Source organism: Ferruginibacter sp. (assembly GCF_014377975.1).
Taxonomy (GTDB): domain Bacteria; phylum Bacteroidota; class Bacteroidia; order Chitinophagales; family Chitinophagaceae; genus Ferruginibacter.
This window is the reverse complement of the sequence record NZ_JACMOO010000175.1, coordinates 1-17,977: the sequence shown is the minus strand read 5'-3', so window position 1 is coordinate 17,977 and position 17,977 is coordinate 1. Positions and strand designations below refer to the sequence as shown.

Below are 17,977 nucleotides of genomic sequence, written 5' to 3'. Positions count from 1 at the left end.
TTCGCGTGCTATGCCTTGTTTATAACTCATATTACTTAGACAATGTTATTATTGCTTTTGATGTACCTTATGATAAGTTGTGGGTAAGTCATCTCTTTTTTTTGATTTTAGTTTTTGCACAGTCTGACGATGATGCCACAACGGACTAAAGCTGGTGTCAAAAATAATTAACGCAAACAGCTTATAAATAACTTCTAAGAAACTGCCAAAAAATTAAAGCTTCATTTACCATATTTACATTAGCGGGCACATCAACCTGCGCTAATCGTCATGGCCGGTGTTAATCCCCACACTTATTACTTTATGAATTATGCTAAAAATTAAATTTAGACAGGTGCTAAGATTAATCTAAAAAATATTTCATAGGTTTAAAAGAGAGTCATACAAAAATCAGGAAAGCGATAAACTCCATTCAAGATTAAACAGGCCACATTTTTCTTTAATACAGGTAAACAAAAAAGTAGTAGTAAATGGCATGTTTAGATGGTTTACAGTATCACCAGTTTTGGTATGCACATCAAAAGCGCCCATTATAAAAGCCTGTGTACTGGATATTTCAAGAGCTTTCCATTGGTGTGGCACATTTATTTTACAATACCCCATGTCGGTATGGCAGGAAGCAAGATTTTCAACCAGGTCTCTCAACGTGCCGGGTTCATTCAGAATGGCAGTAATGCGGATGTTTTGTTTCATAGTGATATTGGATTTTAACGGAATGTAATGTAACACAATTTATAAACGATAGAAATAAGCAAATCGCTATAATGGTGTAAAAATATTTTGAATGCAATGGTAAGAATTACGCCACCCCATAAAACAAATTGGAAAACTACCGGGTATTGTGTGATGATAATAAAGGATCGCGAAACAGCAGGGAAATACTGCAACCAATGAGGTATTTTTTCGCAGACAATATTTGACCACATCTTAGCCCTCTCAACCGGCAACAGAGAAGCCGGTGCCTTCGCAGTAAAATAAAAGATTTAAAAATTATTTCGTTTGGTAATGGCTGAAAGGTTACTACAGATTATATTGCCTGGTCAACATAGCATAGAAATACGGATGGAGTCGAATGCACGGATTAAAACAGATTTGCTTTTAGTTTTGCAAATTTTATCAGCGGATATCAATCTCTGCGGTATCCGTTAAAATCTGTTACCACTGTTGGTAACGTGTTAAACCATTCAATTTATCCCGCAAGCACCGATTATATTTTTATGCTTGGCAACCGAAGCAATTACCAGTAAGGGTTTTGTGGTGAATGAAAAAATATACATCCTGTTTTTGTCTTTAGTAAATGGGCTGCAATAATACAATGGATATCGAATTTGGAATGCTATGCATTGTTAAATGCGCAAGGACTAATACCCGGGGGTTGTGTCAATAAAACGCAACACTGGCTTCGGGGAGTTGGATTGTATTTAATTAAAAAGTGGCATATCTGCAAGGACTAAATTCATTTCAATACATTAACCTGCTAAAAGGAATGCCAACAGAAAGCCCCAGCGCTATTCTTTTACCGCGGCCTTCTGTATTTTTAACGGTATGATTTATATCGAAAAAAGATACATAACATTCAACCGCAGCAGCAGGTACTTTTTTAGAATTGATGAGCACAATGGGTACGCCCAGCCTGACATTGAATAATTTATCTATACCTATATTTTGGGCTGCCATTAAACTGATACCAATATGCGAACCGGTTGGATAATAAACAATGCGAGCCTTTAGAGAAGGTGTAAAAAATGTTTGATACAATCCCAGATAAGCTTTGTTATTTTCAGCAAGATGAAGCGTGTCTGCACCACCCATATTTTTATACGTGCTAATATTTATTTTATCTACCCCATAACTTAATTTGGAATTACTAAAAAGCAGATTGGCCCCAAGTGTTAAAAATAACCTGCCCAATTTACTGCTTTCCCATAGCCTGGTATGTTGCAACATTATTTGCAAGGGATAAGAATGTTTTTTTGCAAAAGAAGCAGTGAAGGAAGGAGCAACAGTGTAAGTGGGAAATACAAGCGGTACCGTAACAGTAAAACTTGTGTAGCCAAATGTAATCAACTTAAAGTTATTTGTTTTGGTAAGCAATTCAGCCTGCCGGCTTGAAAATAAGGTTACGTATTTTTCTTTTATCTCTTCATAAAAATTTTGCTGCATCAGCGCTTTTGCCGTATCCATATTTTGGCCTGAAACATCGGCTGTATCAATTTTATTTAATGCAGTTTTAAAATCTGCTACTTCTTTCTCAATTGCTATTTCAAGTGTTTGAGCAGCAGCCGCACGCAGAGCATTCATAAATTTTTGCTGACTTTTATCAGCATGTGTTTTTATTTTACACAACCATTTATAATTCATCGTAAGTGCCAGTTCATCATCAAATTGCTTATCTAAAAATGTAGCGCCGATGCTATTGACATTTGCTTTAAACCCCACACTGAATAATGTTTTTAATGGTTCATCAATACCGTTTGGTTTTTGAAAATTATGATTGACGGTAAATATGCCATCCATAGAATTGAAGGTTACATAATTGGTATAAAAAGAGAGGTCATCGCCTGCTGAAAGATAGCCTGTTTTATCTGCCATAAAAACATTCATTGCTCTATTGGAAATAACCGTACCGGAATGTTGACTGGTAACTGTTTTATTGATCTCTTTAATTTCATCAATAATACTTTCCCCTGTTTGTGCCAGGGATACGGAGGATAATAAAAAAAATGAACCAGTAAAAAATAATCTACGCATGAGAGGATATTAATTTTATTGAAAAGACAGATTCAATAGGTTGATATTAAACACAGCATCTATCTAAAATTAAGACAGGCTTATTAATAAAAGAAGGATGCAATTTTTATTATACAGTTGAATAAAAAAATATTATCAAATCACTTTATCTAAACCCCATTCTGTCAGCAGCGGGTTGGTAAATACTTTAAAATTGTCTGGCGCTAGCAGTTTATTTCTTGCGGCAATCCATGCATCGGCATCCTTACCATACATCCGCGAAATTCTGTCAAAATTCAACTCATTCATTTTACCCCAATGAAATGTAAAAGGTATTTGTTCCTGATCCAGCCTGTTCCACACTGCCGTATAAAAACTTTTGGTGGCATCTGAATATGCAGCATCCAGTTCAAGAATACAGGTGGCGTCAAATCGCTGAAAACCTAGTGTGGCCTTGCATTTTTTTATAAACCGGTAAGCAAACAAACCTACAAACGGGCCATCGCTTTTGTTGATTTCAAATAACAATTCAGTTACACGGCTTACCTGGTTCAATGGTATGCCGATGGCAGCGCTTAACAATTTTCCATGCAGGGTGGTATTATTAAATATCTCACCCAATGTACCAAATTGCTTCTCGTATGGCTGAAATGCATCTGCCAATAATTTATTAACCAGTACAGGCACAAGCGCTGGAATAGCGGCAGTTAAATTTCCAATAAAACAAGGCGCATCATCACCAGGGCCAACACCCGCAGCATTGGCAACCGGCCTTATATAATCATCGCGGTAGGGTCTTTTGTAAAAAGTGGATACATAGGCACCTTTGTCAAGATCATACGGGTTGATGGTTACTGAAAAATGAAAAGGTCGTTCATTACCACAGGGTAAAGTCGCATTGCTGAAATCAAGCGTGGCCATCAAGGCTTTTAAGGTATCATCGTACGGCATCCTGCGCATATAAGTTTCCATTAAAAACAGATCATCCGTTTCGAGCAACACACCATGAATAAAACCAAAACTGCCAAAACTTACCAGGGCTGCATTAAATAAAGCATCATCCTGTACCAGTGTAGTGTTCAGTTTTTTAATAAAAGATGTGGTTACAACCGGAGCCGATTTTCTTTCGAGCCAGATATGTTTATCGGGGCTAGTAATAATATGCATCCCAATTACGTAATCCGGTATTGCACCAACATCTATGGACGAACCGTGAGCGCTCGTAGACATAGCACCCACAATGGTTTGGCCATTACTTGCTCCGGAGGTTTTTAATGAAAGTGCTTTAGGCCGCAACTCTTTGCTAAGCTCCCAAACGCCATTGCCGCATTGTGCAAAAATCAGTTTTTTTATATCGCCATTGTAAGCCTTATTAACACTCGCCGCTGTAAGACTTAAAGTGGTATTCAATTGCTTGGTATCTAACATAGTTCCATTGTTAGCCGTAGCAATTTTTGTCCACGACCAACCTGCACCAAGTGAACGGAATGGCATACCACTTTGTTTTGCATCGCCGATCATTTTTTGCAAAGCGGTGGTGGCATCATTGTAACTATCCAGCGCATCCATGTCAGCATCATTGCCTGCAATGTACATCGCCTTGATATCTTCCGTAAAAATCTGATGCTTGTTTTGCCACTGTGTTTGACCTGTTGAAATTATTTTCATGATATAATTATTTTATAAGCTGCCGGTTTTTTTACAAGGTTTACTGCATTTCCACTGTACTTTAACCGGGCTCCAGATGCCGAGGGTGACCACGGTGATTAGTGAATATCCAAAATTTGTTTTTACAATAACTTCCGACATACCGTTAACCCCCAGCGAATCGCAAACAGGTGTTTGTATTTCTTTTGGTTTTTGTACAAGCCCCCAAAAAAATGAATGGGCAGTAACAGTTTTGGAGACCTCTGAACCGGCCTGTGCGTTGGTTGCAACCCGGTACGAATAACAACTGTTTAAAAATAATGCCGCAGATAACAGGCCTACTAAAAAGATATTTCTGGTACAGGAAAAATGTATTGACATAATGAAGGTTTTATAATTTAAAAAAATGATTCCTTCTTCCTGTGGCAGCGGGTTATTTCTGTTATTAGCTTTTGTATAAATTATCCATTATAAACAGGTAATTTATTTATCCTTCAAAAATTGAAATAATTTTTGAATTATGCAACTGTTTGCAAAAATATTTATACAAAAAAGAATAGGACTTTTTATGATATACAAAAAAACAATGGCATTTAAAAGTGGCTGATAGGAATACCATAGTAGTAAACCGTACACCACATTGCAACATTCCAGCCCGCCAATATTAAATTTAAAAACTTTTAAGTTTCTTTCGGACCATATTTCATTGGGGGATATGAAAAAAATAGTAAAGCTTACAGATACGAACATTCATCTTTTTGTAGCTTGCAAGGGTGTTGATTTGTATTGGTTACACCTTTTGGCACAAGTAACTCTTCAATTATAAAACTGTTTTGGCGCAAGTTAGTAAGGCGGGCATAATGCGTTGGCAATCTCTATGCCTGTAAAATAGCCAACTGCTATGTTTTTATAAACCCCCAATTTTAAATGCTGTGTTTAAGGGTTTGCTCCGATGGAGCAAAAAATTATATTACTTGTTTATTACAAAGGCCTTGCTCCGATGGAGCGGGAAATAACATCAGTACACAACCGGAAAAAAATTTCACTCTTTTCCGGCAATATCATTAAACGAGTTTAAGCAAAGACGAGGACCTTGTATCTATCAGGACTACATTTTACTTTTAATGAAATCCACTTCGTGCATCCCTCCCAGCTATGTATATCAAGAAGCTTACACATAGCCAGGGACGTTGCGTGTACCGTTCTAACAAAGTCGTTTCTTTATTTTTTTCCAACAGGTTAATAATTTCATACACCATGAATCTTTTACAATTGCGGATGATAGTATTAATACTTTGGGTAGTATTAATAAAACTGAATAATGCCTGCAACTGATTGGGTATTATTGGAAATACCGGCAATGGTGACCCCCCATTCCCCATTCACTTTTACGTTTAAATCAGCGTGGCGGCAGGGGGGCAAAACTCGTGGATTTCCCACACAAACATTTAAACAAGAAAATACCTAAAAGAGGCAAATTTAGAAACTTACCAATAAAAACTATTATACCAATAAGTAAAACAAATAACAAGAAAGCATATAAAGATGCTTTTAAATAAAGTAAATTTTAGTATTTAGTTCTTGCTTCATATTATTTATTTATTTACTTTTTACAGTTTTAGTTATATCATAAGTAATGGTTCCAAGGGCAATACTCCCTTCCCGGCAATTTCTCTCAACGAGCTTAAGCAGAGCCGAAGTCCTTGCTGCGAACGGGGCTTAAACTCTGAAAGAGTACTTTTAATTTTAAAAAGCCACATCAGCAAAACCCCGATGGCACGAATGTATAAACCAATGAGTATTTGCCCTACTTGTCGATTACTACCGTCATGGCGACTATATCACCAACCCTTTGTTTTAACGCATTACTTGATGCCACAATAAGACCTACAATACCAAAGAACGGCAGATAATCAACAAAATCAAATAAGTGTCTGATGATGGATTGTGATAAAGAAGATTTTGAATAATTAATTCTGGTAACTTTTATTTTCATCAACACTTTACCAAGTGTCTGACCCTCCAGGCTTTCTAAAACCGGGAACATTAAAAACCAGATTAAAAGCGAAACCAGCGCCGGAAAACCGCTGAGGTGAAAACCGATACCACCTCCTTCCGGCGTGTATTTTTCTCCAATTGTATACCCTATAATAAAACATACGACTACGTAAACAAAATAGTCGATAAATGCTGCAAAAAATCTTAACCGTTTTTTAGCCAGGCTGTGTTGGATTGGTTCGAAGAAAAGTAAATCTTCCATAAATTAGTTTTGTTTAAGAATTTGAACAAGTTTTCGCCAGGCTTACGAAAGATTAGTAAATATATGAGATTATACCTGGAAACCAGTTCTTGCTAATTGAGTTACTCTTTCTCAGGTTAAAATATTTACCAACAGTTTTTTTATCCCTTCCTGTAAAACAATTATATAAAATCGTACATTCAATTTTCTTAAAAAACTTATCTTATGCGCATAACAATTCTGCTGATTAGTCTTATTATTTTTACAGTTGCCACAGCACAGAAAAAACCTTATCTCTTAGTAGGCACATACACTTCCGGAAAATCTGAAGGCATCTATGTATATTCATTTGATACAAAAAATGCAACTACCAGTTTAGTAAGCACTGCTAAAATAAAAAATCCCTCTTACCTCGCGGTTTCAACTGATAAAAAAACAGTATATTCTGTTGCTGAAACGGCTGACACAACCGGTAATATCATAGGCGGCGGTGTTACAGCGTTTGCTTTCGATGCAGCAGATGGCAAATTAACGGCTATGAATACACAACCATCCGGCGGCACAAATCCCTGTTATGTTTCGGTTACAAAATCCGGCAAGTGGGTTTTTGCAGGTAATTATTCCAGCGGTACTTTATCTGTATTTCCTGTTACTACCAATGGCAATATTGATGCGGCCATCCAGACAATTGCGCACAGCGGCAGCGGCCCCAATAAAGACAGACAGGAAGGACCACATGTGCATTCCACTGTTTTATCGCCGGATAACAATTATTTGTTTGTTCCTAACCTGGGTATAGATAAGGTAATGATTTATAAATTAAACCAACAAACGGGAAAACTTACACCTGCACCCGTGCCTTTTGTAAAAACAGCGCCTGGCAGCGGACCCAGGCATTTTGAGTTTGCGCCCAACAAACGGTACGCTTATTTAATTGAAGAATTGTCGGGCAATGTAGTTGCCTACGCTTATAATAATGGCAGCTTAAAGCAAATACAAAGTATAAGCAGCATACCCAAAAACTTTACCGGAAGTATAGGTTGTGCTGATATTCATGTCTCGCCTGATGGAATTTTTTTGTATAGCAGCAATCGTGGAGATGGCAACAGCATTACTATTTTTTCAATCAATCAACAGACCGGAAAATTAACCGTAGCTGGCTACCAGTCTACTTTAGGCAAAACACCCCGTAATTTTAATCTTGATCCTTCCGGTAATTTTTTACTGGCTGCCAACCAGCAAAGCGACGATATTGTGATTTTTAAAATCAATAAAAAAACAGGCCTGCTGACGGACACCGGCAAACGCATTAAAGTACCTAACCCGGTTTGCCTGAAATGGATTTTTTGAGTTAATTATTAAGTAATAATTAATAATTGATAATTAATAATTTTTTCTGTGCGCAGAGTTTGCGCAACGAACTCATAACTCATAACTCATAACTTATAACTTTTTCCCGTTAAGCCTCGGTCTCAGCCGCTGCTTGCTTTTATTAAAAACCATCGTGCCTTTTTCAATTCCTTTGCGCAATTCTTTTTGTACTTCTATGGGCAGGTTGTAAACCGTTTGACAGGCTTCACTGCAGCAGCCGTCGAACTTTGCAGCACATTTGTTACATTGGATAAATAACAAATGGCAGGCTTCATTTTTGCAATTGGTATGAGTGTCGGCAGGCTGGCCGCACTGGTGGCAGCGGGCAATAATATCATTGGTAATACGCTCCCCCAGCCTGTCATCAAACACAAAATTTTTGCCGATGAATTTACTATCTATATTATTTTCTTTTGCTTGTTTTGCATAATTGATAATACCTCCTTCCAGATGAAATACATTGTTGAAACCATTGTGTAACATGTAAGCACTGGCCTTTTCGCAACGGATGCCGCCGGTGCAATACATAATAATATTCTTATCCTTTTTATCCTGCATCATTTCTACCACCATGGGCAATTGTTCGCGAAAAGTATCACTCGGTATTTCGATCGCTTTTTCAAAATGCCCCACTTCATATTCGTAGTGATTGCGCATATCAATCACCACAGTATCTTCATTCTGCAACAATTTATTCATCTGTATCGCATTAACATAATTGCCTTTTTTTTTCATGCTAAATGCCGGGTCTGCAATGCCATCGGCAACAATTTTTTGCCGCACTTTAATTTTCAAAACCCAAAAAGATTTTCCCTCATCTACCGCAATATTTAAGCGGATGCCGTTAAGTGGCTCAATGGAATACAGGTAATTTTTAAATACTTCCACATTTTCAGCAGGTACGCTTACCTGCGCATTGATTCCCTCCGTAGCAATGTATATTCTGCCAAATACTTTTAGTGCATTGAGGTTGGTATACAAGTCATCTCTGAATTGTAAAGTGTCATTAATTGTAAAATAGTAGTAAAACGAAATGGTGGTACGGGGAGTGGTTTCCTGGTACAATAATTTTTTGAGTTCCTGCTGGGAAACCCGGTTGTGTAATACGGCCATAATTTTTTTTTATTTGATCCCGGTGTTATCGGGAAACCTGATTAACGGTATGGCCATTGATGCCGGCCGTTGTAAGATTGGATGCTTGCAACGCAAACCAAATTGAAAGACAAATATAATTATTGTAGTATTATTTTATTACACAAATCCTCTTAAAATGCCGGATTTTTTGTAAGGTTTTAAAACCCATTTGTTTTATTAGTGTTGACAACTTTGTTAATAGAACCGCCCAGAAGGCCGCCAAAACCTATGCTGATGGCGCTTGTTCTTCTTCTGCCACCATCTTCAAACGCTGCAATAAAATCTACACGGAATATTTTTAAGATGTTTTCCAATCCAAAAAATAGCTCTACATGGTTACTATGTGCATCCACATAAAAAGTGTTACTGCCTGCTACCAGGTTCCAGTTTAACTGGTTAAAATAAGGGATTTTGTTTGTAAGCAATCCATTAAAATGATGCTCTACATGAGCCAAGGCATACAAAGATGAAATGGTACTGTTGGCATAATAAGATGATAATTGAAAACTGTTTAAATACTCTGCCGCAAGGGTACTCCGGTTGCCGTTAAAATGTTGATAGTCCTGTATAAAAACGCTTTTGTTATTTAAAAACCCACCCATGCCAATATTATATTTCAGCGTTCCCCATAATTTAAAATTATTGTCATTGGCAATACTGAATTTCCATTTATCGAAATTAACATCACTGCCCAGGATACCATTAATACCCTTAGTGTAATTAAGTGAGAAAGTTGGATACTTTGAGCCAATAGAGATTTTGCGGTAGGGAAACTGGATGTATTGCTGGCCCGGTTTAAAGCTCAGATCAACACTTACAATCACCGCCTGGTATCTTGTAAACTGGCTGCTTATTTTTTCGTAAGGATAATTGGGTGTTATATTGATACTATCCTTTTTAAACACCGTAAAATTTGTGGTATTGTTTAAAGAAATCCGGTCTTCATACAAAGTTTTTACATTAAACCGCACTCCACTTTCATATTGTTTTGTAAAGCCTGCAGCAACAAAATAATTTTCATAAGTCTTCATAAAATTATCGCCATACAGCAAGGTACTGATGCTATTTACAAGCGGCGTAATGGGGCTTTGTTTATTAAACTGGCTCACCCTTTTGCCTGCGGAAAAGGCCCATTCATTTTGCCTGATTTTTGTGTCAGCATCAAGATCTCTTGAGCGAAGCGTTACATCTGTCCAAGCATTCAAATGCGCATTGTTAAAACCATACCTGATATTAGGCATTACCGAAAGCTTTTTAGTTCGCTTCAACAGATTTTTTTCATAATAGCCAGATATATTAACGGCTAAACCCTCTGCCGTATTGTATTCCAGATTTTTTAATACCGAATTTACACCCCAGGTGTAGGTGTTGGTTTTGCTGTAATGAGTACGGTTAATACCAGCCCAAAAAGCATCTGTCACTTTTATTTTCCCTTGCTTTTTTTTCAGCGAATCAATTGCTGTTTTGCTAACGGCGGAATCTTTTTGCCTTTCAAATAAACTGTCTTTTACCAGGTAGTCCTTTATTTCTTCCCTTTCCAATGGAACAGGTCGTATGCTATCCCAATAGGCTTTGGACTTTTTATTTACGTTGGTATCATATTTAATTATCACCCTTTCAAAATAACCTTTCCCAAAGTTGGGTGCTACATTATAGTTTGAATAGACATTTACAAAATTGCCGACCGCATCAATACCCAGTTTATTAAAATTAAAATGCAGCAATTGATTTTTTACCCGCCATACTTCGTCGTTTACCGGCACATGAAACTGTGTTATCTGCAGCGTGTCAATAATTTCAAGCTGCGATTTTTTTGTAAGCGATAAATCAAAACTATGGATGCGCCAATCGTTTTCTGTAATGTTGATGATGCCTGAAAAAAGAGGCTCATAGTTGCGGCGGGGCGTTACGCGGATGCTGTTGATCTCTTTGCCATTTTCCCAAAAGCTGCCGAGGAATTTAAATTTATAAAAGCGGATAGCCCTGTCTGCGATGGGCGAGATAAAGCCCCTCGGGTTAAGCTGTTCGGCAAAAATAGTTACCGTATTCTGATATAAACTAATAAAGGTTGGAAAGCTAAAACCAAAGCCACTGCTACCGCTAACACGGCTGCTGATAACCTGCATTTTAAATTTATCAGGTTGCTGAATGGCTACTTTTCCAACTGATTCAGATAAATAAATAATGCCCATTCCCATGGTGTCCAGCATCATTTCCTGGCGGTCGGCATCCGGTATTTTTTTGCCGAATATTTTTGTTGGCAGGTGCCGCAATTTAATCATGTCTTTGGCATATAGATCGCAGGTAAACTGGTTTACCTGCTTAAAATAATAAGTTCTTTTTTTGATGGCTTCGCGGATGATCTGGTAGGCAGGATCTTCTCCATTACTTTTTATTACCACTTCCTTCATTACCAGTTTTTGCTGAGCTAAAATAAAGATGGCTTCCTCATCCTGGCTATTGATAACGACCTTTTTTTCCAGTGTGGTGTAGCCGATGTGCTGACAAACGAGCACATAAATACCGGGTGTTACATTGAAGGCAAACTTAGCCCTGTTATTGGCGCTGGCGCCAATGGTTGTGCCTTTGATGGTGATAGAAGAATAAGGCAACAGATCACCCTTTTCATTGAACACTGTACCATAAATTTTTTGCGCAGAAGTTTTAACACTGATTAATATTGCAAGAAGCAAAAAATATTTTCGCATGATTAAATTTGACTTGCTGCGAAATTAACCGGGAATTTGTTATGATGATGTAAATGGGTGAAAAAATGCAGGATGGCGAATAAATGAATGGCTTATGCTGCCATAAATAAATTACACTTCGCATTGAAGGATGCTGCAAAAAGCTGAAAAAGTAAAAGAGGGCGATGCAACAATTTACCACATGGCTTTTAAGCCCGGACAAAAAATATATTTTAATTACGCCGTAAATAACTACCAGACAATGCCGCAAAACCGGCTACCAGCGCACCAGTCATAGCAGTAGCAACTATGAGCAGCAACGGACTGTCTGTTTTTAAAATGATCATACTTACTTTATGTGCCAGCAAATGATTGTTGTTACTGCTGATGTACCACGAAAGCGAACCCCACAATAACAGGATGGCGATAAAGCCGGTTAAAAAAGATTTGCCGGGATTTTGCGGTATCAAAGCCGCTACGATGAACGCTACAATGGCAATGCTCCACCAGGGAAGATATAAACAGGCGGCAACACTTAACAAGGCGATTAAAACTAAAGAAATGATGAATTTCATAAATGCCAATTTGAAAATTTGAAAATTAAAACAGTCTTCACTTTTGGAGTAATTAGCAAGTTTGTAAATTTTAGTATTTGCTAATTTTCACATTTGCTAATTAAAACTCATTGTCCATTTTACCCTGCTGTCTTTTTCTTCTCCAGCCTTCATCATCCACAATGGATAATATTTTCCTGCTGCCCACTGGTCTATAAAATTGTCGTAAAACCGGCTGCCGGGATTACCGCTTTGCCCACCCGGATATACGCCCCAGGCTTCAGTTTCAGCAGTTAAACTTACAATCATCCGCCAGCTTGGACCATGGTCTTCCTTGGTAGCGTTGATGCAATGACCGCCTCCGCCAACCGGTAAATCTATGCGGCTGAAGGGAGCTAATTTTGTTAAATGATTTATCCTGGTAGCTTTATATTTCGCCCAGGGTAAGCGTCCGTCACTTTCCACTGTTTTTAACTGATGCACGGTGGATTTAAAAGCCGCAGTAACATCATCTGCCAGCGTTTCTTTTTGTGTGGTTTCAACATTATCTAAAAACTTATAGCTGCTGTCTCTTAATATACCGTCGAGCAAACTGCTTTCAAAAGGATGCGCTATAACCGCGGGTGCTTTTTTAAATTCATCGTTGAACACAACGCTGTCGAAACTATTCCAGAGCAGGAAAAAAACGGTTGGCCCTGTTGCATTTACTTCGTTGTTAAGGTCCCAGTTTTTTAGAATGTTCAGGTACTTTTTTTCGCTTTCATCCAGCTTGTTTTCATCAATATTTTTTAAAAATACCGGCCTTGCCATTTCTGCAAACACGTCATAGTTACTGGTTTGCATGGTCATCATATCCTGTGGTGTAATGGCATTCATAGCCGTTAATTTTCTGTTGATGGTTAGCCCGCGATAAGGAGGATAATCACGGCCTAAATAATAGGGATAAGTTGAGTCTGCCGGCTTTTGATTGGCGCTGCTTACAAAGCCCCGTTCTGGATTGTACTGAAAAGGGTTTTCATCCTGTGGAATCATGCCCTGCCACATATAACTGCTGTCGGTACCCGGCATTACAAAATCGCCCTGGCCTTTCCATTTGGCAGGCCACTCGCCTTGCGTACGCATGGCAATGTCACCATTCTTTGCAGCAAAAGCAAAGTTTTGCCCGGGAGTATGCATGTTACTTATTGCAGTTAGATACTCACTGTAATTTTTTGCATGGTTCAGCATATTAAACGCCAGCAACTCTTTACTTGGATCGTGGGCCGTCCACCTTACCGCATAATATTTATGATTGGTAACCCTGTTGCCGCTAAAAGATTTATCATACATCACCGGGCCAAATACTGTGTAGGCAACGGTATCCACATAATCGGGCTGGTTTTTTATTTCGATGGTTTCTATCCTGAACTCCGTTTTTTTCCAGGCACTATCGAACCAGTATTCCTGACGGCTATCATCTTTAAAGTTTATTTCGTAGTAGTCCCTTACATCCCTGCCACCATTTGTTACGCCCCAGGCAATATTGTCATTGAAACCAATGATCACGCTGGGAGCTCCGGGAAAAGATGCTCCATACACATTGAAAGCAGGCGTACTCAACTGCATCTCAAACCAAAGCGATGGAAGGTTTAGCCCAAGGTGTGGATCGTTGCATAAAATGGGGGCACCACTTTTTGTTTTGCTACCCGCAGCCACCCAGTTATTACTGCCATTTTCAGCGTCGGGCTTTTCTTCCTGCATCACCAATAAATCCTTATTTTGAAAATAAATGGAGTCAGCGGTTGCAGGAGCTTTCACCATTACTTTTGGTGCAGCATATACGGTTCCTTTGGGAATAACCGGATCAAGCGAATCTTGCTTTAACGGATACAATAAATTAAAATCGGCAGGGCTAAAATAACTTTTTGCATTGGTCATTTCTATATCATCTTCATGAGCCGCTAAATCGTACGACATATATTTTAAAAACAAGGCTGTTTTTAAATTTGTCCAGGGTTCGGGCTGGTAGCCAATTAGTTTATATTCGATGGGTAATTGGGCTTCTGTTAAAGTATGAATGTATGCGTTAACACCGGCAGTGTAAGCATCGCAGGTAACCTTGGTGACTGGGTCTGCTTCCATTTCTTTGAGAGAAACTTCTGCAGCATACCCCATGCCCAGCCTGCGGAACTCCCTGTCGTGGTTGAGCGCTTTTTCACCAATAATTTCACTGGCCCTTCCTGCGGCGGCATGCGTTTGCAGTTCCATTTGCCATAACCTGAATTTTGCATGCAGATAGCCTTGTACAAAATATACATCGTTTTCCTGTTCAGCAAAAACATGCGGCACCAGCCTGTCATCCAGGTACACATTTACTTTGCCTTTTAATTGCGGAAAGCTGAAAGATGTGGAAAAATCTGCATGGGCATTTTCAGCATTTTGCCAAATACCATGTTGCGGACTTAATAATTTACCCAACGGGGCCGGTAGCAGCAATTTTGTATTGAGTGTAATAACCAAACCAGTTGTTATTGCGGCAGAAAGAATACAAGGCAAGATTTTCATAAAAAAATTTATGTGCGTAAATTAAGAAAAACCAACGACTATTTGATAGAACGCTGATAACACTTATTTTTCGGATAGGTTATTATTTTTTCCATTAAACAGTTAAAGGGTGGCCTTCAATTTTTATTGGTTTTTAATCTGGCAGATTGGTGTTATCAGCGTTCTGTCATACCAATTATTTATTTTTGTACAATGGAAACAGAAAACATTGATGTAAAGAATATTCTTGGTTTACAACTGCCAACTGACCCCCGTTGGATAAACCTGGCTGAAATGCAACTGGAAGAAATACTGACCGACCATGCTTATTGCGAGCAAAAAGCAGCAACCACCTGCATTACATTGATACAAAGGTATAGCGATAAAGAAAAATTAGTACAGGATTTAAGCCCGATTGTTACAGAAGAATGGGGCCATTTCAGGCTGGTACTGGTAGAACTACATAAGAGAAAATTACAACTCGGAAAGCAGAGAAAAGATGTGTACGTAAATAAATTACTTGAGTTTCAAAAAAAAGGTGGTAGTCCGGATGAGCGTATGCTTGACCATTTATTAACGATGGCATTGATTGAAGCCCGCAGTTGTGAACGTTTTAAAAGATTGAGTGAAGGCTTAAATGATGAATACATGAGAAAGTTTTACCGGCGCTTTATGGAAAGCGAAGCCGGACACTATACCCTGTTTATTGAACTGGCCGAAACCTATTGCAAAAAAGAGAAGGTGCGAAAACGATGGAAAGAATGGCTGGTATATGAAAAAGAAGTGATGAATGAAATGGAAGTTCGGGGCGATAGGATACATTAAACAAAAGCCCCTAAATTCCTCAAGGGAACTTTTTATGCAGGCCGTATTTTGTACATTTTGTCTATTGCTGCTTTGTTAGTAATGGATTGAAGATGACATGGATTTGTATAAATTGCTCAGTTAAAAAAAATCAGTTTCATCTGTATTCATCCGTACAATCCGCGTTTCTATCAACCGGCAAAATAAATTTTTTCTTCTTCAAAATTTAAGTACGGATATCGGTTGCTTAACTGCTTAACTTTTTCAAGATTTATTTGTAAGAATTTTTTATGTTGTCCGGATGTTGGATGAAATGGCTTGTGGCTTTTTGCCGCGTTGATGGTATTGATTTGTTCCATTAATTTTTGCGTTGGTTCATCAATGCAGGCGGCTACAAATTTTTCCCAAACATAATTGGTAGCGCCGTAATTGGGATGCACCATATCTTCTGCATAAAAACGGTAATCCCGCAGGTCGTCTATCACCAGTTCATAAGCTGGAAAATAAAAACGGTTTTCTTCATTTTCAATCAACGCATGAACAGCCTCTATCAGCGTTGCTTTGCTACGGTTATTCTCAACAAAACCATCTCTTAAATGCCGCACAGGGCTGATGGTAAAAATTATTTTTATGGCCGGGTTGATGGTTTGTATTGCCGTCAGCATTTGTTGCAACTCTGCTGTAATTATATTTACAGGTAACAATTTTTTATTGAACTTATCGGTGGGTACTTTATGGCAATTGGCAACTACGTCTCCCTCCATTACTGCCCCGTTGCCGGTAGTACCTGGCACAGAAAAATTTAGGGTGTAAGCAAATGCAGAGCCCAGTGTTAGCAATAACCAATCTGCCTCTTTTAAAAAATCATGGGCGCTCTGCTGCGATTGGTTTATACGCTGTAAACACAGCTCCTGGTCAGGATGTGAAAAACGGCTGTGATGCTCCCAGCTGTTCCAGCATTCATTCTGATAAAACAAGTTTGCTGCTGTATATTGTTTGTTATCAATGTAAGATGTAATTGATTGTGTGATACTGATGGGATTGAATAGAATACCATTGGGATTTTCCAATACATCAAATTTGTGTTGCCTGAATTTTGCGCCCATATTTTCTGTAAAGCAGGAACCAATCAGCAACAATTTTTGGCAATGATTAATTTTTGTTGCAAATGGCCTGGGCGTAAATGCTAAATGAAAATTCATTAAATAAAATTACAGGAATGTTTTGGATTGGAGCGAAGGATAGAACACGGATGACGCTGATTGGCGGATTTAAAAGGATTATTAAAGAAGATATTTTTGATTGACGGGAAGGATGGAACGCGGATGACACAGAGTGGGCGGATTTAAACGGATTTTAATAAGCTATTTTTGATTGATGGGAAGGATAGAACACGGATGACGCTGATTGGACGGATTTAAACCGATTATTTTGATATTTAAAAAGATAAAAATATTTATCGTTATAAAAATATTTCGTTGGCAATCTCCATGCTTTCTGCCAAAGCATCTTCATTTAAATTATTCAGCATATTCAGTTGTTTAAAATAGGGGATCATCAGCGCTGTATCCATATTGCCTATTAGTTCATCACCGGCCATTGGGCAGCCTCCTATACCTTTTAATGCGCCGTCAAAACGACGGCAGCCTGCCTGAAAAGCCGCATCCAGCTTATCTTTCCAATTGAGCGAAGTGGAGTGTAAATGAACGCCGATTGTTGTAGCCGGGTAAGCCGGTATTACTGTTTTTAAAACAGAACTTACCTGTTGGGGTGTTGCTACGCCGACCGTATCGGCAATAGAAATAATCTCTACTTCCAATGCCGTTATTGTTTTTATCCATTTCAACACAATGCTTTCATCATAAGCATCTCCATATAAATTTCCAAACCCCATGGAAATATAGATCACTAATTTTTTTTTATTTTTACTGCACAGGTTTTGTATCTCTTCTACCATTTGCAGCGATTGCTCCAGGGTGCTGTTGGTATTGCGTTGCTGAAAAGTGGGTGATATTGAAAAGGGGAATCCCAGGTAACTAATTGCATCCTGCACCACTGCATCCTGTGCTCCACGTACATTGGCTACAATGGACAGCAGTTTGCTTTTTGATCTATCAATTTGCAGACCCTTTACTACTTGCAAAGTGTCGGCCATTTGTGGGATGGCTTTGTGCGAAACAAAACTCCCGAAATCAATGGTATCGAAGCCCACTTTTAATAAGGCATTGATATATTGTATTTTTTTTTGTGTGGGTATAAAGTTTTTCCAGCCCTGCATGGCATCTCTC

General features: G+C 38.5%; 14 protein-coding genes. 2 read left to right on the top strand and 12 right to left on the bottom strand.

Annotated elements, in window-relative coordinates; all coding sequences use genetic code 11:
* Positions 1-390: 390 nt before the first annotated feature.
* From H7254_RS10440 to H7254_RS10415, 6 genes are all read right to left on the bottom strand, one after another.
* Positions 391-693 (bottom strand): hypothetical protein, encoded by a 303-nt coding sequence (locus H7254_RS10440; protein ID WP_301932913.1) that lies wholly within the window; start codon positions 691-693, stop codon positions 391-393.
* Positions 694-1,461: 768 nt separating this feature from the next.
* A complete protein-coding gene (locus H7254_RS10435) occupies positions 1,462-2,751 on the bottom strand; it encodes a hypothetical protein (RefSeq protein ID WP_301932912.1) in 1,290 nt (429 codons plus the stop codon).
* 135 nt (positions 2,752-2,886) lie between these two features.
* On the bottom strand, positions 2,887-4,398 hold the full coding sequence (locus tag H7254_RS10430; protein ID WP_301932911.1) for an FAD-binding protein: 1,512 nt from the start codon (positions 4,396-4,398) through the stop codon (positions 2,887-2,889).
* Between the two features lie 12 nt (positions 4,399-4,410).
* Complete coding sequence (locus tag H7254_RS10425; protein WP_301932910.1) at positions 4,411-4,758, bottom strand: hypothetical protein; 348 nt, start codon at positions 4,756-4,758, stop codon at positions 4,411-4,413.
* A gap of 924 nt (positions 4,759-5,682) precedes the next feature.
* Positions 5,683-5,817 (bottom strand): hypothetical protein, encoded by a 135-nt coding sequence (locus H7254_RS10420; RefSeq protein WP_301932909.1) that lies wholly within the window; start codon positions 5,815-5,817, stop codon positions 5,683-5,685.
* A gap of 367 nt (positions 5,818-6,184) precedes the next feature.
* On the bottom strand, positions 6,185-6,637 hold the full coding sequence (locus H7254_RS10415) for an RDD family protein (RefSeq protein ID WP_301932908.1): 453 nt from the start codon (positions 6,635-6,637) through the stop codon (positions 6,185-6,187).
* A 204-nt stretch (positions 6,638-6,841) separates the two neighbouring features.
* Here H7254_RS10415 and H7254_RS10410 point away from each other — a divergent pair, with 204 nt between their 5' ends.
* Positions 6,842-7,966: a lactonase family protein gene (locus tag H7254_RS10410; RefSeq protein WP_301932907.1), complete on the top strand. Its 1,125-nt coding sequence runs from the start codon at positions 6,842-6,844 to the stop codon at positions 7,964-7,966.
* A gap of 93 nt (positions 7,967-8,059) precedes the next feature.
* Here the strand turns inward: H7254_RS10410 and H7254_RS10405 are convergent, their stop codons facing one another.
* The 4 genes from H7254_RS10405 to H7254_RS10390 form a co-directional block, all read right to left on the bottom strand.
* On the bottom strand, positions 8,060-9,100 hold the full coding sequence (locus H7254_RS10405; RefSeq protein ID WP_301932906.1) for a rhodanese-related sulfurtransferase: 1,041 nt from the start codon (positions 9,098-9,100) through the stop codon (positions 8,060-8,062).
* Positions 9,101-9,279: 179 nt separating this feature from the next.
* Positions 9,280-11,829 (bottom strand): DUF5686 and carboxypeptidase regulatory-like domain-containing protein, encoded by a 2,550-nt coding sequence (locus tag H7254_RS10400; protein WP_301932905.1) that lies wholly within the window; start codon positions 11,827-11,829, stop codon positions 9,280-9,282.
* A 212-nt stretch (positions 11,830-12,041) separates the two neighbouring features.
* Positions 12,042-12,383 (bottom strand): hypothetical protein, encoded by a 342-nt coding sequence (locus H7254_RS10395; RefSeq protein WP_301932904.1) that lies wholly within the window; start codon positions 12,381-12,383, stop codon positions 12,042-12,044.
* A gap of 96 nt (positions 12,384-12,479) precedes the next feature.
* A complete protein-coding gene (locus H7254_RS10390; protein ID WP_301932903.1) occupies positions 12,480-14,906 on the bottom strand; it encodes a penicillin acylase family protein in 2,427 nt (808 codons plus the stop codon).
* 192 nt (positions 14,907-15,098) lie between these two features.
* Here H7254_RS10390 and H7254_RS10385 point away from each other — a divergent pair, with 192 nt between their 5' ends.
* On the top strand, positions 15,099-15,710 hold the full coding sequence (locus H7254_RS10385; protein ID WP_301932902.1) for a tRNA-(ms[2]io[6]A)-hydroxylase: 612 nt from the start codon (positions 15,099-15,101) through the stop codon (positions 15,708-15,710).
* A gap of 170 nt (positions 15,711-15,880) precedes the next feature.
* Here the strand turns inward: H7254_RS10385 and H7254_RS10380 are convergent, their stop codons facing one another.
* Entirely contained in the window at positions 15,881-16,891 is a 1,011-nt protein-coding gene (locus tag H7254_RS10380) for a GSCFA domain-containing protein (RefSeq protein ID WP_301932901.1), read from the bottom strand.
* Between the two features lie 260 nt (positions 16,892-17,151).
* The coding region (locus tag H7254_RS10375; RefSeq protein ID WP_301932900.1) for a hydroxymethylglutaryl-CoA lyase at positions 17,152-17,977 on the bottom strand (826 nt) is incomplete at its 5' end.